16 protein-coding genes and 1 pseudogene are annotated in these 19,086 nt (G+C 57.6%); 15 read left to right on the forward strand and 2 right to left on the reverse strand.

The genetic code is table 11. From position 1 onward, the window contains the following. Nucleotides 1-2 precede the first annotated feature (2 nt). The 8 genes and pseudogenes from EG886_RS04570 (at nt 3) to EG886_RS04605 (ending at nt 8,317) form a co-directional block, all read left to right on the forward strand. Nucleotides 3-1,832 (forward strand): IucA/IucC family protein, encoded by a 1,830-nt coding sequence (locus tag EG886_RS04570; protein WP_124727033.1) that lies wholly within the window; start codon nt 3-5, stop codon nt 1,830-1,832. Further along, a complete protein-coding gene (locus EG886_RS04575) occupies nt 1,829-2,629 on the forward strand; it encodes an HpcH/HpaI aldolase family protein (protein WP_124727034.1) in 801 nt (266 codons plus the stop codon). The genes EG886_RS04570 and EG886_RS04575 overlap by 4 nt, the downstream gene beginning before the upstream one ends. Further along, nucleotides 2,610-3,836, forward strand: coding sequence for a type III PLP-dependent enzyme (locus EG886_RS04580; RefSeq protein ID WP_124727035.1), 1,227 nt, complete (start codon nt 2,610-2,612; stop codon nt 3,834-3,836). Before EG886_RS04575 ends, EG886_RS04580 begins: the two co-directional genes overlap by 20 nt. Then, on the forward strand, nt 3,823-4,599 hold the full coding sequence (locus EG886_RS04585; RefSeq protein WP_164491651.1) for a ParB N-terminal domain-containing protein: 777 nt from the start codon (nt 3,823-3,825) through the stop codon (nt 4,597-4,599). The genes EG886_RS04580 and EG886_RS04585 overlap by 14 nt, the downstream gene beginning before the upstream one ends. A gap of 122 nt (nt 4,600-4,721) precedes the next feature. Beyond that, nucleotides 4,722-5,360, forward strand: a pseudogene (locus EG886_RS04590) (DUF1028 domain-containing protein); the annotation flags it as partial. A 284-nt stretch (nt 5,361-5,644) separates the two neighbouring features. Beyond that, nucleotides 5,645-6,733 (forward strand): SDR family NAD(P)-dependent oxidoreductase, encoded by a 1,089-nt coding sequence (locus EG886_RS04595; RefSeq protein ID WP_124727038.1) that lies wholly within the window; start codon nt 5,645-5,647, stop codon nt 6,731-6,733. Nucleotides 6,734-6,815: 82 nt separating this feature from the next. Next, complete coding sequence (locus tag EG886_RS04600; protein WP_124727039.1) at nt 6,816-7,490, forward strand: futalosine hydrolase; 675 nt, start codon at nt 6,816-6,818, stop codon at nt 7,488-7,490. Then, complete coding sequence (locus tag EG886_RS04605; RefSeq protein ID WP_124728660.1) at nt 7,490-8,317, forward strand: 1,4-dihydroxy-6-naphtoate synthase; 828 nt, start codon at nt 7,490-7,492, stop codon at nt 8,315-8,317. The genes EG886_RS04600 and EG886_RS04605 overlap by 1 nt, the downstream gene beginning before the upstream one ends. Before the next feature lie 210 nt (nt 8,318-8,527). Here EG886_RS04605 and EG886_RS04610 read toward each other — a convergent pair whose 3' ends face one another. Together EG886_RS04610 and EG886_RS04615 are read right to left on the reverse strand one after the other, a co-directional pair. Next, on the reverse strand, nt 8,528-9,988 hold the full coding sequence (locus EG886_RS04610) for a multicopper oxidase family protein (RefSeq protein WP_124727040.1): 1,461 nt from the start codon (nt 9,986-9,988) through the stop codon (nt 8,528-8,530). Nucleotides 9,989-10,085: 97 nt separating this feature from the next. After that, complete coding sequence (locus tag EG886_RS04615) at nt 10,086-10,289, reverse strand: DUF5957 family protein (RefSeq protein WP_124727041.1); 204 nt, start codon at nt 10,287-10,289, stop codon at nt 10,086-10,088. A 183-nt stretch (nt 10,290-10,472) separates the two neighbouring features. Here EG886_RS04615 and EG886_RS04620 point away from each other — a divergent pair, with 183 nt between their 5' ends. The 7 genes from EG886_RS04620 (at nt 10,473) to EG886_RS04645 (ending at nt 17,957) form a co-directional block, all read left to right on the forward strand. Further along, a complete protein-coding gene (locus EG886_RS04620; protein WP_124727042.1) occupies nt 10,473-11,162 on the forward strand; it encodes a response regulator in 690 nt (229 codons plus the stop codon). Next, nucleotides 11,159-12,499 carry a sensor histidine kinase gene (locus EG886_RS04625; RefSeq protein WP_124727043.1) on the forward strand — a complete coding sequence of 447 codons (1,341 nt, stop codon included), beginning with the start codon at nt 11,159-11,161 and terminating at the stop codon, nt 12,497-12,499. The genes EG886_RS04620 and EG886_RS04625 overlap by 4 nt, the downstream gene beginning before the upstream one ends. A gap of 128 nt (nt 12,500-12,627) precedes the next feature. Next, nucleotides 12,628-13,491: a M23 family metallopeptidase gene (locus EG886_RS14030; protein WP_277423830.1), complete on the forward strand. Its 864-nt coding sequence runs from the start codon at nt 12,628-12,630 to the stop codon at nt 13,489-13,491. Nucleotides 13,492-13,543: 52 nt separating this feature from the next. Continuing rightward, nucleotides 13,544-13,702 (forward strand): hypothetical protein, encoded by a 159-nt coding sequence (locus tag EG886_RS13670; protein WP_164491652.1) that lies wholly within the window; start codon nt 13,544-13,546, stop codon nt 13,700-13,702. Between the two features lie 213 nt (nt 13,703-13,915). After that, nucleotides 13,916-14,131, forward strand: coding sequence for a hypothetical protein (locus tag EG886_RS04635; RefSeq protein ID WP_124727044.1), 216 nt, complete (start codon nt 13,916-13,918; stop codon nt 14,129-14,131). Nucleotides 14,132-14,146: 15 nt separating this feature from the next. Further along, on the forward strand, nt 14,147-16,027 hold the full coding sequence (locus EG886_RS04640; protein WP_124727045.1) for a 3'-5' exonuclease: 1,881 nt from the start codon (nt 14,147-14,149) through the stop codon (nt 16,025-16,027). Nucleotides 16,028-16,193: 166 nt separating this feature from the next. Next, entirely contained in the window at nt 16,194-17,957 is a 1,764-nt protein-coding gene (locus EG886_RS04645) for a B12-binding domain-containing radical SAM protein (RefSeq protein ID WP_124727046.1), read from the forward strand. Nucleotides 17,958-19,086: the final 1,129 nt, after the last annotated feature.

Here is a 19,086-nt window from a genome sequence, read left to right on the forward strand (position 1 = left end):
GAATGAACGGAGAGTGGCTGGATCTGGCGGATCAGGCGATTCGCTCGGAAGAATCCGTTCGCGTGCGAAGAAGAATCTTTCGCCAGTTGGTGGAATCGATGGTGTATGAAGGCATCGTTCCCTGTCAGGAAGAGCCGGTCGGTAACGACGGAATCTCCCTCTTCCGTCTGGAGGGGGAATCCGGAGGACGGCCTGTCACTTATACCTTCCGGGCGCGGCGGTGCTTCACGTTCGGACGGATCCGGTTGACGGATGAGGCGGTGATGCGTCGTTGTGGCGAAGAGGAGCGGGAAGTCGTTTCCATCCGGCAGTTTCTGCTTGAAATCGCGCCGCTTTCGGGGGTGGACCGGGAACGGCTGATCCGCTTCATCCATGAGCTGGAAGAGACTTGGTTCAAGGACACGGTGGCCCAATACGTGAAGCGGAAAGAAAACAAACGGCTGGGAGATGAACCGTTTGCCCGTCTGGAACAACATGTGATGGACGGACATACGTATCATCCTTCCTACAAATCGCGCATCGGGTTTGACATGGAAGAGAACATTCGGTTCGGACCGGAATTTTCCCGCCCCGTCCGGCCGGTGTGGCTGGCCGTGAGCCGCAAACATGCGATTCTCTCGTTCAGCCGTTCCATCCCTGACGTCAGAAAGTGGTTGTTCCGGGAAGCGGGGGAAACGGTCTCCGCCATGTTTCGGAGCAAAATCCGGGAATCGGGGTTGGATCCGGAAGATTATGTCCCGGTTCCGGTGCATCCGTGGCAATGGAAGACGAGCATTCTGCCCCGCCTGCAGGATTCGCTTCACGCCCGGGAGATCCTGCTCATCAGGGAATCGGAGGACGAATACGGAGCGCAACAATCGATCCGCACCCTGACCAATTTGAGTTCTCCGCACAAGCCATGGGTCAAATTGTCCATGAGTCTCGTGAACACCTCGACCGGACGCGTTCTGGCCCCGCACACCGTCCGCAACGCCGCGCCCGTGTCCGACTGGCTCGACGGATTGGTCAAGGAAGATCCGTTTCTTCGCGATGATCTCCGGCTCATCCTTCTGCGGGAAGTGGGCGGAATCTCCTGGGATCCGCCGGTGCCCGAGGAGTTTCAAAGCGAGGTGTACGGCGTGATCGGATGCATTTGGCGGGAAAGCCTGGAGCCGCTGCTGGAAGACGGTGAACGGGCGGTCCCGTTCAACATCCTCACGGCCGTCGATGTGGACGGCAAACCGTTCATCCACCCGCTTGTCGGGAAAGTCGGACTGGAAGAATGGGTCCGGCGGCTTCTTCGCGTCAGCGTGTGGCCGATTCTTCACTTCCTGGTGGCACACGGAGTGGCACTCGAATCACACGCTCAAAACATGGTGCTGGTTCTCAAGGACGGCTTGCCGCACCGGTTGGCGCTGAAAGATTTCCACGACGGCATCCGTTTTTCCCGGCGTTTCTTGAGCAAGCCGCAGAAATGCCCGCCGCTGGCCAAGACGCCCGAGATTCACGCCCGCGTCAATCGAAATTCGTTCATTGAAACCGACCGGATCGATGAGGTTCGCGATTTCGTGATGGATGCCTTCTTTTTCATCAACCTGGGGGAGTTGGCCCTGTTCCTGGACGAACGGTACGGCCTTGACGAGAAGAGCTTTTGGAAGCTGGCGGAGGAGGCGATCTGCGAATACCGGAACGCTTTTCCCGAATTTGAAGAGCGGTTTCGATGGTTTGACGTGTTCGGTGACACCATCCGGGTGGAACAGCTGACCAAGCGCCGGCTTTTTCCGGAGACGGAGCTGCGGGTCCACTCGGTGCCCAATCCGCTGGCGAAGGTGTGTGAGGGGGAAGGACGATGAGGTTCGTGAACAAGACCTGGAAGTCCATTCGGGACGGAAAGCCGGTATTCGGCCTGTTCTGCTCCAATCCCTCTCCGTTGACCGTGGAAATGATCGGAGCGGCCGGGTATGATTTCGTGATTCTGGACATGGAACACACCCTGATGAGTCCGGACACCCTCCAACACATGATCCGGGCAGCGGAATCGTTCGGGATCACGCCGCTGGTCCGCATTCCGGAGCGGTCGCCGGCCCTTTTGCTCCAGGTGCTGGATGCCGGCGCGCAGGGAGTGGTCATCCCTCATGTGAGGGGGCGGGAAGACGTGGAACAGGCGGTAGAAAACTGTTTCTATCCACCGAAAGGAACACGCAGTCTGAACGGCGGACGGAATGCGGCCTTCGGCGGCATTCCGTTGTTGGAAGCGATGGAAAGGGCCAACCGGGAAGTGATGTGCATCCCGATGATCGAGGACCGGGAAGGCGTGGAAAACATCGATGAAATTCTCGAAGTGGACGGGATCAGTTTCGTGCTGGAGGGAGCGGCGGACCTTTCCGCTTCATACGGCGTCCCGTGGAAAACGGACCATCCGCTTGTGAAAAACGCCCTGTCGCACGTGTGGGAACGGGCGGACCGGGCGGGGGTGCCGTTCTGCGCCATCCCCAGAAACCGCGAACAAATGAGCATGTGGTGGAACCGGGGTGTGCGTGTGTTTGTTCTGGGAGATGACCGCGGAATCGCTTATCGGGCGATGAAAGCCCATTTGGAACAGAATCTTTCGGAAATCACGGTGATCGGACATGAACAAGCGACTGACTGAAGCCGTCATCAGCCGCTTCCGGAATCAGGAAGGGCCGGTTTGCGCGTTTGTCTACGACCTGGACCATCTGCACCGGCACGTGCGAAAGGTCATGGAGCTGTTGCCGGAACGCTGCGAAATGTATTACGCCATGAAAGCCAATTCCGAGCGTCCCGTCCTTGAAACGCTGGCTCCCCTCGTTCACGGCTTTGAAGTGGCTTCCGGCGGGGAGATCCGAAAGGCGCGGGAAGCGGGGGAAACCATCCCGGTCATTTTCGGGGGTCCCGGCAAGACGGACGAGGAACTGGAAAAAGCGATCCGCATGCGGGTCTCCCTGATTCATGCGGAGAGTTTGCACGAGCTCCGTCGTTTGGCCCATCTCGCCCAGAAACTTGACGGAGAAGTCCGGGTGCTGCTTCGGGTCAACCTGGCCGGCCCGTTTCCGGCAGGAGCCACCTTGCACATGGCCGGTCGGCCCACCGCTTTCGGCATCGACGAGCGGGACGTGCCGACCGTGCTGGAAGAACTGAAACGCTTTCGGCGGGTGCGGCTGGAAGGATTCCATTTTCACTCGGTGTCCAATCACCTGCAGGAAGAGACGCATTTGCAGGTGATCCGTCACTACATGAGCAAAGCGAAGAGGTGGGCGAAGGAGCATGGTCTGGCGCTCACCCGGTTGAATGCCGGCGGCGGCATCGGGGTCAATTACCGCGAGCTTGACAACCAATTCGATTGGGCGACCTTTTGCTCCGGTTTGGGTGAGCTCATTGAGCGGGAACTTCCGGAAACCTGGACCCTCATGTTTGAGTGCGGCCGGTTCCTCACCGCTTCCTGCGGCGTGTACGCAACGGAAGTCATCGATCTCAAATCGAACCACGGGGAAACGTTTGCGATCATTCGGGGAGGCACCCACCATTTCCGGCTGCCCGCTTCCTGGCAACACAATCACCCGTTTGAGGTGGTGCCGGTCGAGAAGTGGAACCGTCCGTTCCCTCGCAAAGAAATCAGGGAAGAGCCCGTCACCGTGGTGGGGCAGCTGTGCACTCCGAAAGATACGCTGGCGAGGAACGTGCCGGTCGGGCGCCTGCGGATCGGCGACCTGATCGTTTTCCAATATGCCGGTGCCTACGGATGGGCCATTTCGCATCATGATTTTCTCAGCCATCCTCATCCGGACCACGTCTGGCTTCCGGTGGAACGGAGGGAAGCAGACCGTGAATCTGTCTGAGTCATTGAAACGGATCCGGACCGAAGAGCTCCGGTTGCACGAAGCTCACGAACCGTGTCGCCTGGAAAAGACGGCGGCCGACATCCGGAGAGACGGCATGCTTCGTCATCCGGTCTTGGCTCTGGATATCGGTGGCGGTTGGATGGTGGTGGACGGTGCTCACCGGTTGGAGTCCCTGAAAAAGCTTGGATGTGCGTTCGCTCCCGTGCAAGTACTCACTTTCGAAGCCCTGACACTTTCTTCATGGATCCACCAGGTTCCGGACGGGGATTGGCTGGACGAGTGGGTCCGGGCATCGGGATTGCGGGTTCTCACCGGTGACGAAACGCCTGCCGGAGACGGACGGTGGAGCGTGACCTGGATGCGGCGGGGACAACGGTTCACCATCCGGTTGGATCAGGATGTCGAGCACGATGACCGGATTCCGCTGGAGCGTTGGCATCAGCTGGTGTCCGCTTATTCCCGCCGCTTTCCGGTGTGTCGTCTCACTCAATTTCCGGCGAACCCGGTTGAGTCGGAATTTGTTTGGATCCGTCATCCCGTCCGGACGCCGGAAGATCTGGTGGAAACGGTGAATCGGGGGGACGTGTTGCCGGCCGGTGTCACCCGGTTCCGCGTGGAAGGGCGAATCCTCAATCTCTGCGTTCCGCTCGCGCTGCTGGAAGATGACCCCCGGGTTGCCGCGGAGTGGGAGATGGCCCTTCGGCACTGGAGTCAACATGTCCGTGCGTATCATGAGAGCGTGTTGTTGTGTGAAGGATGACGGGGATTCCGTTTTGGAACATGTCAATGGCTTGCCTCGCCTGTTCGGGCGGGGTTCTTTATTTTTGAAAAGGATATTGGCTTCCGGAACAGAAAAAAGGTACGAAAAGGAGATGAATCACCGTGTCAACCGAGCGTTCTTCATGGCTTCCCGTCTCCACTTATTCCATCGTTGCTGTCGATCCCGTTACCGGGGAACTGGGGATCGCCGTCCAGTCCCGGTTCCTGGCCGTGGGGGCGGTGGTGCCTTGGGCCAAAGCGGGGGTGGGAGCCATCGCCACCCAATCGTACGCCAATCCGCGATTCGGCCCGCAAGGACTGGCGTTGCTGCAAGAAGGGAAAGATCCCCGGACGGTGCTGGAACTGCTTCTGAAAGAAGATCCGGAGACTGGTCTTCGCCAAGTGGGCATCGTGGATGCGATGGGGAGAAGTGCCACGTACACGGGTTCCGGCTGTCATGAATGGGCGGGAGGGATCGCGGGACCGGGATTTGCCTGTCAGGGAAACATTCTGGCGGGAGAAGATGTGGTGAAAGAAATGGCAAGGGAGTTCCGGGGAACGGACGGGTTGTTGCCCGAGCGGCTGGTGAAAGCGCTGGCGGCCGGGCAGGCGGCGGGTGGAGACCGAAGAGGGATGCAATCGGCGGCGCTTCTGGTGGTGAGGCAAAGCGGCGGCTACGGTGGCTGGAATGACCGGTACATCGACCTTCGCGTGGATGACCATCCGCAACCGATTCAAGAACTGGAGCGGTTGCTCACTTTGTTCCGGGAAACGTTCCGATGAACCTGCAAAAAAAAGAACAAGGCTCCGCTTTGGCCAAGCGGCGCCTTGTTCCGGTTGCGGGAAGGATTGGTTACCTTCATCTCCACCCTGCCAAGGTGACGCTTTGATTAAGCGACCGCAACGCACGGGGAGGATTGGGTACCTCCATCTCCCGCGGGAAAGGCGGGTATTCTGATTGAACTACCGTGCGTGAATATATTATCAAATCCTGATATATTTGTAAACAGGTTGAACAGATATTGATATTGAAAAGGAATGTTTTTATGGAAGAAAAGCAACAATCGCCGAAAATCAAGTGTTATGTTTGCAAGACCCCGCTGGATGAAGCGCATCCGGAGTATTCCAAGTTGTGCGTGGAATGCGGGGAGTTCAATGCATCGAAGCGGGATGCACGGCATGATTTGGAGGGATGGATCGCTCTGGTGACCGGCGGGCGGACCAAAATCGGGTACCACACCGCGCTCCGGTTGCTCAGGGATGGCGCACGGGTCATCGTGACCACCCGTTTTCCCCATGATGCCGCCCGCCGTTATCTGCAAGAACCGGATGCTCACCAGTGGCAGGACCGGCTTCGCATCCATGGTCTGGATTTCCGGCAAATCGACCGGGTGGAGCAGTTTGCTCTTGCTCTGGACCGGGAGCTTCCGTGGTTGGATGTGATCATCAACAACGCCGCCCAAACGGTGCGCATGCCGGAAGAAGAATACAGAGCCTTGGCCGCCGGGGAAGAGGCGATGAGGAAGCAACTTGCCGCAAGCGGTGTTCCGGCGCTGATGGCATCCGATTTTCCGGCTCCGAACGTGCAGAAAGAGGACAGGGAAGGGAGTGGCGGAGCGCTTGCCGTCTTGCCGTCCTCGTTGGAGTCCGGTGTTTTGCCTTATCGTGGAACCGATGTCCATGCCTGGTATGCCCGCCCGGAACAGATCTCCCTCATGGAGATGCTGGAAGTGCAGTTGATCAACGTGACGGCTCCGTTTTTGCTCAATACCCGTCTGAAACCGGCCATGATGAGGAGCCCGCACCGAAACCGGTTTGTCGTCAACGTGTCGGCAATGGAAGGCAAGTTCAACATGAAACGGAAGGGTCGGTATCATGTTCACACCAACATGGCCAAAGCATCGCTCAACATGATGACCCTCACCATGGCACGGGAATACAAACGGGATCGGATCTTCATCACCAGCGTCGATCCGGGATGGGTGTCCAACCAGGTTCCGGACAAAAACATTCTTCCTCCCTTGACCATGGAAGACGCCGCGGCACGCGTCTGTGATCCGGTTTATGAAGGGAAAGATGCGGAGCGTCCGTGGACGGGCGTGTTTCTCAAAGATTACCGGGTGATCGACTGGTGACGGACAAGGCTTCCCGGTCGTGATATACTGGACGGGTGGTCACACGTAAACGGAAAATCATGTTGCGCGAGGGGTGGGGCCCATGAACCGACAGGACATGCAATCCGACGGCCAACCCCGCGTTCTCATCGTCACCGCCGTCGATGCCGAACGGGAAGCCGTGCTGCGCGGGTTGGAGGATGATCCGCGTTTTTCCGTGATCGCGGCCGGAGTGGGCCCGGCGGAAGCGGCCGTTCGAACGACCTTGGCTTTGTCTGTCGAATCGTTCGACCTCGTGGTTTGTATGGGGATCGCCGGCGGGTTTGCCGGTCGGGCCGAAGTGGGAACGCTGGTGATGGCCGATGAAATCATCGCGGCGGATCTGGGAGCGGAAACACCGGACGGGTTTCTTTCGTTGGACGAGCTGGGTTTTGGCAGCAGCCGGATCCCCGTGGACCGTGATCGGGCCGGGAGATGGACGGAAGCCTTGAGGAAAGCCGGTCTCCCGGTGACGATGGGACAGGTGCTGACGGTCTCAACGGTCACGGGGACGGCGGAATCGGCGGACAGGCTGGTCCGGAGGAATCCGAATGCGGTGGCCGAAGCGATGGAAGGATTCGGTGTGGCGCTGGCCGCACGGGCGTTCGGCGTTCCGGCGCTGGAGCTGCGGTCCGTGTCCAATCCGGTGGGGCCGCGGGACAAATCGTTGTGGAAAATGGCCGAAGCTCTGGAGAAATTGACGCAAGCGAGTGCAGTGATCAGGGAGATGACAGGATGATGAAGATCGCGTTTTCCCCTTGTCCCAATGACACGTTCATTTTTCACGCCTGGGTGCACGGCTTGGTGCCCGGGGCGCCGAAATTGGAGGTCACCTACGCGGATATCGATGTGACCAATGAGCTGGCCACCCGGCCGGACGGACCCGATGTGCTCAAAATTTCCTGTGCGGCCTTGCCGTGGGTGTTGGACCGGTATGCACTGGTGCCGTGCGGCGGTGCATTGGGCAAAGGGTGCGGGCCGCTCATCCTGACCCGTGAACCGGTCATACCGGCCGATCTGTCCGGGAAACGGGTGGCCATTCCGAGCGAGCGGTCCACGGCGTATTTGCTGTTCCGATTGTGGACGTCCGGACATGTTTCCGGTGGTGTGGGTGAAATCACGGTGATGCCGTTCCACGAAATCATGCCGGCCGTGAAAGAAGGTCGGGTGGATGCCGGGCTGGTGATCCACGAGGCCCGTTTCACCTATCCGCAATACGGGCTTCACATGTTGGTGGACCTGGGTGAATGGTGGGAAGCGGACACCGGGCTGCCGATTCCGTTGGGGGCGATCATTGCCCGGCGGACGTTGGACCGTGAGACCATCGCAGGCTGGATTCGCGCCTCGCTCGATCATGCCTGGACACATCCGGAAGCTTCCATGGAATACATCCTGAAGCATGCCCAGGAGATGGACCCTGAGGTGGCAAAAGCCCATATTCGCCTGTATGTGAATGAGTACTCCGCCAACCTCGGGGACGGCGGCAGGGACGCCATCGGCACCCTGCTGACCCGCGCGGCGAAGGAAGGACTGGTTCCCCCGTTTGATCCGGCGAGCCTGGAGTAGACGGCCCATCCAATCTATTCCCGATGCTTTCGTTCTTTGGGAGCATGTACACTTGAGGCTGCTTGCATGGTTGGGGAACCGGAAACGGTTTCAAGGGAATAACAGTGAGGAGCGAGTCTGAAACCGTTTCCGGCAAACAGGCTTCGGAAACCGCAAACCCCTGCCAAGAATGATGAAATGGCAGGGGTTTGCGGTTTGTATGAATGCCGTTCAATCCGGGTGATTGCCCGATTTGGTGCCGATCCGATGCGGGGTGGTTACCCCTTCGTAGTTGATCATCATGGACATCCCGAGATAGGCGTGAGTCAGGTTGTGGCAATGGATCATCCACAAGCCGGGATTGTCCGCCAGGAAGGCGATTTCATAGCTTTCGTCCTGATTCACGTTGACGGTGTCCATCACCAGCGGATGCGGAAGCGGAGCACCGTTCTTGCTCAGCACGGCAAAGCGGTGTCCGTGCAAATGCATCGGATGGGGGGCGCCGCCTTTGGCCACGATGCGCAACCGGATCCATTCTCCTTCCCTCACGACGATCGGCGGGATTTCATGCATCACTTTTCCGTTGATCGTGAACCGGTGCGGAAAGCTCCAATCCAGCTCCAGGGTGTGCGTCTGGTCAAACGATTTCGGCGCGGGAAGCGGAGACCGGGAGGCGGCATACCGGGTCAGATCCAGTTCCGGCCAACGGTTGCCGTCGGATGCGGGAGGTTCCGGGCCCCGGCCCAGCACCACCGACTCTTTCTTTTCGCCACCGGTGATCTTGACGGCTCCCTGCGCAGGCATGTTCACCAGCAGATCCAACCGCTGCCCGGAACCGACGGGGATCCGGGCTTTTTCCACCGGAGGGGGGTTCATCAGATCATTTCCGTCGATGGACACCACCTTCACCGGGGCCCCGGAGACCGTCAATCGCTCGGTGGAGTTCCGGCTGTTGATGACGCGCAGACGGACGGTTTCCCCCGGATCGGCATGGACGTGAAGCCGGTTGGCCAGATTGGCCAGCTGTTCGTCGTCCAGCTCCTGCAGCAAGACCGTCACGTCTTTGTCGTAAGCAAACGTCGGCTTTTTCGGTTCCACCACCAGTTTGCCGATCAAGCCCTTTCTCGCTTGAAGAGAGCTTTGCTGGTGGGAATGATACCAATAGGTTCCCGCATGACGCGCAATCCATTCGTACGTGAAGGTCTCACCCGGACGAATCGCGTCCTGTGTCACTCCGGCCACTCCGTCCTGGGAGCAGGGGAGGATCACGCCGTGCCAGTGAATGGTGACGCCTTCCCGGATGTTTTCGTTTTTCACATGCACGATGACCCGATCGCCTTCCTGGACACGCAGTTCCGGCTGCGGATCCGGTCCGTAAAACATCCATGCGTCTTCCACCGTTTTGCCCGAATCCAATTGCAAAGAGCCTGCTCTGGCCGTCAAATGGAAGGTTTTGACCGGTTCACCCGCTTGGGGTTTTTCTTTCAGATCGGTACAGGACACCGCATTTGCGGTTTTTTTCCCGTGTGACGACGGGTGATGCCCTCCCGCGGTGACATCATGCTCTTCCGGCATGTGGGGACCGCAGGCGGAAAGAAGCAGGGCAAAGGCGGAAAACAGCTTCACCAGGCGGAATGCCGTGAAACGAATTCGCCGTCTCTTTCCCTTTGCGTCAACGGTTGGCTTCGTCATCTCCAATCACCTCTTTTTCTCCAAGATCCAAAGTGATTCATTGCAAATACGCGGTGCATGCCCGGACCACATGCGGATCACGCTCCATCCCTCCGAATCAGGTTGCTGCTTCGTGTTCCCGATTTCCGGTGCGCCTGTAAACCAACAGAGCGCAGAGAACACCCGTCAGCAACGCCAGAAATCTGATGCCGATGAACTTTCCCCACAGAAGGAAGCCGAGCATGCCGATCCATTCCGAAAGCACCAGTCCGACGATGGATCCGATGATGAATGCCAATATGGTCAAGAGAGCCTTTTTCACGGTACATCTCTCCTTTTTGCGTGATGGTGTGCCATCCGGTTGTTCCGCGGGATGGCCTGTTCATCATATCAACCCGATGTTGCGGACTTTTGACGATGCGTTGCGCGTTTGATGAAATTCCAAAGACGGGGGAATTTCGGGGGTATAATGAGGAAAAACACGCGGGAAAGGAAGAAGTGGCCCATGGCTCGCACACTGCTCTTGGTGGATGATGAACAAAGCGTGCTGGATTTCATGGAACCGTTTTTGCGCCAGGAGGGGTATGAGACGATCACGGCTCGGACGGGGACGGAAGCGGTGCGGCTGGCCAAAGAGAAGCGTCCCGCTCTGGTGGTGCTGGACTGGATGCTGCCGGAGATGAGCGGTCTGGACGTGTGCCGGCAGCTGCGAACCATCGGAAACATGGGCATCATCATGGTGACGGCCCGGACGGATGAAGCGGACAAAGTGATCGGACTGGAGATGGGAGCCGACGATTATTTGACCAAGCCGTTTTCGCTCCGGGAATTGGCCGCGCGCATCCGGTCCGTGTTGAGACGGATTGACGGTTCGGAGACGACCGTGGAACAACGGATGGTGCGGGGCGACCTGATCATTTCGGAATCCGAGTGCCGGGTGTGGAAGGGGGACCGGGAGATTCCGCTCACGCCGACGGAATTCAAGCTGCTCACCACTTTGGCTGCCCGACCGGGCATTGTGTACAGTCGGCTTCAACTGTTGCAGTCGGTCCTCAGGGATGATTATCTCAGCGACGAGCGGACCGTGGACGCCCATGTCAGCCGGCTTCGCAAGAAGCTGGAGGATGACCCCGCCCACCCGGTGTACATCCAAACGGTATACGGATTCGGTTACCGGTTCGGTGACCGCTCATGACCGTTCGCCGAAAGCTCAGAATCGCGCTCGCTGTCTGGATTGTCATTATGGGACTGATGTACGCGTTTGTCACCAAAGTGGTGGTGGGAGATGCCCTGGATCCCCTCGTTCGTTCCGCACGCAGCGCGGAACTCGATGTCTGGACGAAGCGCGTGACGGATTGGGTGAAAAACCGCGGTACGCTGGAAGGAATCGACCGGGCGGGATGGAAGGAAGCCTCGGTGACGGAAGGGGAACGAAATACCACCGTCATCCTGGTGGAAGAAGAGAAGATGATTCGCTTGACGGGACAGGAGCCGGAGAATTTCGTCCTTCTTTTCGGAATCCGGAAACCGGTGGAAGTGGACGGGAAAAAAGTGGCCGTCCTGTATTACCATGATGACGAAGTGGATCGGATGAACAAGCAGAAGATGGGCATTGAATCGTCAACGACCGTTCTGTTGGCGGTCGGCACCCTGTTTTTCATCCTGGTTTCCAACATCATGGCGTTCTGGCTGGCTCACTCCCTGACGGCTCCGCTCCGTTCGCTCTTGCCGGCGATTGACCGTCTGGGCCGGGGAGAACTCGGCGTGAAGGCGCCCGAGCACGGCAAAGATGAATTCGGCAAGGTGGCGAAGGCGTTCAACGACATGTCAGAGCGGCTCATGCAGGCGGAAGAGGCGAGAAGAAACCTGACCGCCGACGTGGCGCATGAATTGAGGACGCCGCTCACCGTCATCGGAGGAACGTTGGATTATTTGCAGCAGAAGGGGGAGCCGGTTTCCCCGGAACAGCTTTTGCCGCTTCAGGATGAACTGATCCGCCTGACCCGCCTGATCGACGACCTCCACGTGTTGTCGCTCGCCGAAGCGCGAAGGCTTCCGCTGGAAAAACGGCCGACCGACGTCGTCTCCTTGCTGCGTCGAATCATGGAGCGGGTTTCCCATGATGCGGAAAACAAAAAGGTGTCTCTCGGATTGGAGGTTCCCGATGAACCCTTGGTGATGGAGGCGGATCCGCATCGCCTCACCCAAGTGCTGCTCAATCTGTTGGTCAATGCCGTTCGCTACACGCCGGAGCAGGGAGCGGTCACCGTTTCCGTCCGGAAGACGGACACGGAACAGGTGGAAATCCGCGTGGCCGACACCGGGATCGGTATCGAACCGGAGCATTTGCCGCATGTCTTCAATCGTTTTTACCGTACCGACAAAGCCCGGTCCCGTCACAGCGGCGGTTCCGGTCTTGGACTCGCCATCGCGCGGGAACTGGTGCTGGCGCACGGCGGAACGATCGATGTGGAAAGCGAACCGGGGAAAGGAACCACCTTCACCGTTCGGCTTCCGGGGCACCATTCATGATCACCGATTTTGAATCAACCGGAGCTTTTCCGGACAAGCGGAGAGCATCTTTCGGACTGTTTGCGAATCACCCCGGGTAATACAGAAAAAGAAGGAAACGCTCAATTTCCGGAAAGGAGCAGTCTTGATTGAGACGAACGGCGTGGATCCTGCTCCTGCTGGGGCTGGCCGGAGCGGCTACCTGGTGGGTGTACGAAAAACAGAAACATGAAGTGATCGAACTGCGGGTGCCCGGAGAGTTGGCGCCCCTCTACGTGAAAGTGGCCAGGGAGCAAGGCATTCCCTGGGAAGCGCTGGCGGCAATGGATGAAGTGGAACACCGTTACCGGAAAACGGACCAGGCTTCGATCGAGCGGCAGGCACGCCGTTTGAAGGAAGCATTGGACGGTGAAAAGCCGAACGAGGACAACATTGCCGATGCATGGGAAAAGATGTATTCCAAAGCCAAAGCGGAACGGATGAAGCACATCATGGAAGCGTACATGTGGCAGGCGGCATCGATGGCCGACGGCAGCGGTTTTCCGTTTCGCGCGGAGGACAGAAAGCACGTTTCTTATGAGGATACTTGGGGAGCATCCAGAACATACGGAGGCAAGCGGCAGCATGAGGGAACCGATATCATGGCTCCGAAGGGGACTCCCGTCGTTTCGGTGTCGGACGGGGAAGTGGTGCGAAAGGGATGGAACCGGCTCGGGGGATGGCGTCTGATGATCCGGGATGAACATCATCCGCAAATGCACTACTACTATGCCCATTTGAGCAAATACGCTGACGGAGTGGAAGAAGGCGAAAAAGTGAAGCGGGGGCAGGTCATCGGCTATGTCGGCGACACGGGATACGGCCCGGAAGGAACCACCGGAAAATTCCCGCCCCACCTTCACTTCGGCCTGTACGTGAGCGAAGGATTGCTTCCATACCCGTGGAAACCCGTCAATCCGTACGCCCTGCTCCGGGTGTGGGAGGATCAAGCGGAAGCGAGGGCGAGAGAATGAAACGGTTCCGGGGCGCACACGATACCTCTTGAGCGGAAAGGAGGTTCACAACATGCAAAAACGTAAGTGGGTGCGCACCCGGGAACCGGAAATCGCCCCGGGCCTGGATGACCATGAAGAACTGGATCGTCCCGCCACCGAAGAGGAAATCCGGCGGGGCGACTATACGGAAGTCACGCAATTGTCATGGGATGAGACGGACAAGTCTTGAGAAAACCGTCACGGACGGAGATGCGAGGTTTACGGAATCTGCGCAACGCGGATTCTTTTTTTGTGCACGACAAAAAATGGACAGTGTCTTCGAAAGGGATTAAAGAAGATTTATCAAACAAATAAAAATCGAATCAATTTGAAATTATTTGTTTGGTGGCCGTCCTGATCCATTCACCAATCGCAGTTACAACCCGAAGGAGGCATTGTTCACATGACCGGAAACGTCTTCGTGCACAAATGGTTCACGCAATCCGTGGTGAAACTTCCTCCGAAAATCCAGGTGCAGGCTTGGAACATGGTTCATCAATTTATGGAACATCCCGGAGCGCCCGGGCTGAACTTTGAAAAATTGCACGGGGACCGAAATCTGTATTCCCTGAGAGTGAATGATCAGTATCGGGCCATCCTGTTCAAGCCCGAAAAATAGGAGATCTACCTGCTTGTGTGGGTCGACAATCATGATGAAGCCTATAACTGGGCGAAGCGGAAGCGGTTTGAAATCAACCCGCGGACCGGGACCTTTCAGATCTGGACGCATGCAGAGGTAAAGGAATCTCCCGATTGGCGGGAGCCTGGGGTGTTTGAACGGTACACCCGCGAACAGCTGTTGGAACTGGGGGTTCCGGAAGACGTGCTTCCCGTGGTGTACAACATCCGCAATGAAGACGAATTGCACGATCAAGTGGAGAAAATCCCCAACGATGTGTTTTTGTATCTTCTCTGGCTTTTGCAGGGGGAACCGATTGAAGACGTGTTGGAAGTGGCGAAGGAAGAGCGGTCGGTCGAGGCGCGGGAGGAAAGGGAGCGTTCGGCCTTCTTGAATGCCTTGATCCGCTCCGGCAGTGAGATCACCGTCATTTCTTCCGATCTGGAGCTGGAAGAAATGATGCGTCATCCGCTGGAAACATGGCGGCTGTTCCTGCACCCTAGCCAGAAGAAACTGATTGAAGCCGACCACAGCGGTCCCGTTCGCGTGTTGGGAGGAGCGGGTACCGGCAAAACGGTGGTGGCCTTGCATCGGGCGCGAAAATTGGTCAGGGATTTGCTGCGTCCGGGTGAAAAGTTGCTGGTCACCGCTTTCAATCTGAACTTGGCGGAAATCATCCGGGACCAGCTTGCCTCCATGTGCACGGAGGAAGAAATGAACCGGATCGACGTGATCCCCATCGACCAGCTGGCCAGAAACATCGCGGAAACACATGCAGGAATCCGGATTCACTGCATGATGGGGAATGAAGAGCGGGAAGCCTTGTGGAAGCAGGCCGGGGATGCCTTGGGGCTGGAAGCGGATGAGATTTCATTCATCCGTGCGGAATATGAGCGGTTCATTCTGCCGGAATACATCGAAGACAAAGAAACCTATCTCCGGGTCATGCGAAAAGGCCGGAAGAAAAAGCTGACGCAGGAGCAGCGGGAAAAAGTGTGGGATGTCGTACAATTCGTGGAATCGCAAAAAAAGGAGAAGGGTTGGTACGATTATCCGGACATTCTCCGGATCGCCCGGCGCTGGGCGGAAGCCCATCCGGGAACGGTGACATACCGGGCGGCGGTGATCGATGAGGCCCAAGACTTTACCGAGGATGCGTTTTGCCTGATCCGGGCGCTGGTTCCAAAGAATCGGAATGATCTGTTCATCGTCGGTGATCCGCTTCAACGGTTGTACAACCGTCCGGTGGTGCTGTCCCGGTGCGGCATCGACGTTCGGGGCCAGCGTTCGAAGCGGCTGCGCATCAATTACCGGACGACGGAACAGATTCGCAAGCTGGCGGTTCAGGTGTTGGTGGAAACCGGCTATGATGATCTCGACGGCGGCGTCCACACGGCGGACGATTTCTCCCTGATGTCCGGGGCGGAACCGGTATGCCTCTCCTTTGCCGAACAGGAGCAAGAGAAGGAATTCATCGTGCGCTGCATCCGGGAGCTGCAAAATCAAGGCGTGAAATTGAACGAGATGGTGATGTTGGCACGCATCTCCAAACGGTTGAACAAATACCGGGAAGCGCTGGAAGAAGCGGGGATCCCCTGCCAACAGTTGACCACCCGCTCCCATCTGGGGGATGAAGGCGTGCACTTCGGAACCATGCATCGCAGCAAGGGGCTGGAATTCCGGGTGGTGTTTCTCGTGGGGGTGAACGAGGGAGACGTGCCGTTCACGTACGTGCTGAACAAAGCGCTGGACGATGAAGAATCGGAGGAGTTGCTGAAAAAAGAGCGCTCTCTGCTGTATGTCGCCAGTTCCCGGGCAAGGGAAAAACTGTTCATCACGTCCCATGGACGGCCGTCCCCCTGGTTCCGGTTCAAGAGCGCGGAAAAAGAGCATTGATGGACGAAGGAAATATTGGATCGGGGAATTCCTTGAATCAGGAATTCCCCTTTTTTGATGGCAGGGGAGGGTCTGCCTTTGATCGCCGTCTTTTTTCTTTTGAATTCAAGATACCGGATGGCTAGAATAGAGAAAGCAACTCTCACGGGAACGAGGTGGAAGGCCCATGAAAGTGGTGTTGTCAACGCTCAATGCCAAATACATTCACACCTCGCTGGCCCTCCGGTATCTGAAGGCATTCAGCGGTCGGGAGTTTGACATGGAGATTGCCGAGTACACCATCAAGGACCCGGCGATGAACATTGTCTCCGACCTGTACGGAAGAGCTCCGGATGTCGTCGGCTTTTCCTGTTACATCTGGAACATCGAAGAGACCGTCACCGTCATCGACATGCTGCGCAAGGTCAAACCCGATGTGAAGATCGTGTTGGGCGGACCTGAAGTCTCTTACGATACCGAATATTGGATGGAGCGATTGCCTCAGGTCGATTTCATCGTGGTCGGCGAAGGGGAGGAAACGTTTCACCATCTGCTTACCGAACTGAGGGGCGACGGGAATTTCCGTTCCGTGTTCGGACTTGCCTGGCGCAAGGAAGGCCGGACGGTGATCAATCCTCCCAGACCCAAGTTGGATTTGAACCGCATCCCGTCTCCGCATCGTTTTGCGGAGGATTTGCCTCACCTTCCGAACCGGGTGGTCTATTTCGAAACCAGCCGGGGTTGTCCGTTCAATTGCCAATTCTGCCTTTCCAGCATCGAGGTGGGCGTGCGCTATTTTGACATCGAACGGACGAAGGAAGATTTGTTGTACCTGATCCGAAACGGTGCGCGGCTGATCAAGTTCGTCGACCGCACGTTCAACATCCGGCGGGATTATGCCATGGAAATCTTCCGGTTCCTGATCGAGAACCACGGCGGATGTGTCTTTCAGTTCGAGATCACCGCGGACATTCTCCGGCCGGAAGTGGTCGATTTCCTCGCCGAACATGCGCCGCCCGGCATTTTCCGCTTTGAGATCGGTGTGCAGTCCACCAATGATCCCACCAATCTGGCCGTGAAACGCCGCCAGAATTTCGAAAAGCTCTCCCGGACGGTGACCCGCATCCGGGAAAGCGGGAAAATCGTCCAGCATCTGGACTTGATCGCCGGCTTGCCGCTGGAGGACTACGAAACGTTCAAAAAAACCTTCAATGATGTGTTTGCCTTGCGGCCGGAAGAATTGCAGCTTGGATTTTTGAAGATGTTGCGGGGCACCGGCCTGCGGCGGGAGGCGGACAAATGGGGATATGTGTTCATGGAGCGCGCCCCGTATGAAATTCTGGGCAGCGACGTTCTTCCGTTTTCCGACATCCTTCGCATCAAGCGGGTGGAAGATGTGCTGGAGAAATATTGGAACGCGCATCGCATGGACCATACCGTCGAATATCTTCTGAAGCACGAATTTCCGTCTCCGTTTGACTTTTTCCAGGAATTCGGGGACTACTGGGAAGAACGGGGCTGGCAACGGATCGGTCACCAACTGGAGGATTTGTTTTCCCGGTTGTGGGAATTTCTCGGCCGGCGCGGCACCGGTCACTCCGACATCATTCTCGGTCTGATGAAATACGATTTCTATCTCAACCATCGTCACCGCCCCCGAAAGGTGTGGTGGGAGAAGAAGGTGGACAAAGAGCGGCAATCCCGCTTGGTGCGGCTCGCGGTGGAGCACCCCGATCGGGTGTCCGGTGATTTTTCAACGATCGGCATGACGGAACGGGACATGTACAAGCATGCCGTGGTGGAAGTGCTTCCGTTTGATCTGGAACACTATCTGAAGAGCGGTGAAACGGTCGAACGGGAGACGGCCTTGTTCGCGGTGTACCGTCCCGATGTGGAACGTCCGGTGCAGTGTTACACGATGGTCTTGGAAGAAGAGACGGCCGGATTGTGATGCTTGCACAGCTCGATTCCGTCAACACTGCCGGTCCATCCCCTGTGAGTGCCTTTGCCATCGCAACGAAACGAGCAGGGGATGGACTCGGCAAAGATGCCAATGCAGAGAATGCGGTCGTTATTCCCCGCTCCGTTCCACAGCTGTCGCAAAGTCACTCGCGGGGAACAGCGACCGACATGCACGGCAACACGGCCGGAACACTGCCGGTCCATCCCCTGTGAGTGCCTTTGCCATCGCAACGAAACGAGCAGGGGATGGACCCGGCAAAGATGCCAATGCAGAGAATGCGGTCGTTATTCCCCGCTCCGTTCCACAGCTGTCGCAAAGTCACTCGCGGGGAACAGCGACCGACATGCACGGCAACACGGCCGGAACACTGCCGGTCCATCCCCTGTGAATGCCTTTGCCATCGCAACGAAACGAGCAGGGGATGGACCCGGCAAAGATGCCAATGCAGAGAATGCGGTCGTTATTCCCCGCTCCGTTCCACAGCTGTCGCAAAGTCACTCGCGGGGAACAGCGACCGACATGCACGGCAACACGGCCGGAACACTGCCGGTCCATCCCCTGTGAGTGCCTTTGCCATCGCAACGAAACGAGCAGGGGATGGACCCGGCAAAGATGCCAATGCAGAGAATGCGGTCGTTATTCCCCGCTCCGTTCCACAGCTGTCGCAAAGTCACTCGCGGGGAACAGCGACCGACATGCACGGCAACACGGCCGGAACACTGCCGGTCCATCCCCTGTGAATGCCTTTGCCATCGCAACGAAACGAGCAGGGGATGGACCCGGCAAAGATGCCAATGCAGAGAATGCGGTCGTTATTCCCCGCTCCGTTCCGCAGCTGTCGCAAGGTCACTCGTAAAGAACAACGACCGACATGCACGGTAACACCGCGGAACACTGCCGGTCCATCCTCTGTGAATGCCTTTGCCATCGCAACGAAACGAGCAGGGGATGGACCCGGCAAAGATGCCAATGCAGAGAATGCGGTCGTTGTTCCCCGCTCCGTTCCGCAGCTGTCACAAGGTCACTCGTAAAGAACAACGACCGACATGCACGGCAACACCGCGGAACACTGCCGGTCCATCCCCTGTGAGTGCCTTTGCCATTGCAACGAAACGAG

It is taken from the genome of Staphylospora marina, from assembly GCF_003856495.1.
In the GTDB taxonomy this organism is placed as follows: Bacteria; Bacillota; Bacilli; order Thermoactinomycetales; family Thermoactinomycetaceae; genus Staphylospora; species Staphylospora marina.

Bases quoted from the DNA above. Each gene is read 5' to 3' on its own strand.
- EG886_RS04595 (WP_124727038.1), top strand. From the start codon at position 5,645: ATGGAAGAAAAGCAACAATCGCCGAAAATCAAGTGTTATGTTTGCAAG.
- EG886_RS04635 (WP_124727044.1), top strand. From the start codon at position 13,916: ATGACCGGAAACGTCTTCGTGCACAAATGGTTCACGCAATCCGTGGTG.
- EG886_RS04580 (WP_124727035.1), top strand. From the start codon at position 2,610: ATGAACAAGCGACTGACTGAAGCCGTCATCAGCCGCTTCCGGAATCAG.
- EG886_RS13670 (WP_164491652.1), top strand. From the start codon at position 13,544: ATGCAAAAACGTAAGTGGGTGCGCACCCGGGAACCGGAAATCGCCCCG.
- EG886_RS04605 (WP_124728660.1), top strand. From the start codon at position 7,490: ATGAAGATCGCGTTTTCCCCTTGTCCCAATGACACGTTCATTTTTCAC.
- EG886_RS04610 (WP_124727040.1), bottom strand. From the start codon at position 9,988: ATGACGAAGCCAACCGTTGACGCAAAGGGAAAGAGACGGCGAATTCGT.
- EG886_RS04645 (WP_124727046.1), top strand. From the start codon at position 16,194: ATGAAAGTGGTGTTGTCAACGCTCAATGCCAAATACATTCACACCTCG.
- EG886_RS04600 (WP_124727039.1), top strand. From the start codon at position 6,816: ATGAACCGACAGGACATGCAATCCGACGGCCAACCCCGCGTTCTCATC.
- EG886_RS04575 (WP_124727034.1), top strand. From the start codon at position 1,829: ATGAGGTTCGTGAACAAGACCTGGAAGTCCATTCGGGACGGAAAGCCG.
- EG886_RS04570 (WP_124727033.1), top strand. From the start codon at position 3: ATGAACGGAGAGTGGCTGGATCTGGCGGATCAGGCGATTCGCTCGGAA.
- EG886_RS04625 (WP_124727043.1), top strand. From the start codon at position 11,159: ATGACCGTTCGCCGAAAGCTCAGAATCGCGCTCGCTGTCTGGATTGTC.
- EG886_RS04620 (WP_124727042.1), top strand. From the start codon at position 10,473: ATGGCTCGCACACTGCTCTTGGTGGATGATGAACAAAGCGTGCTGGAT.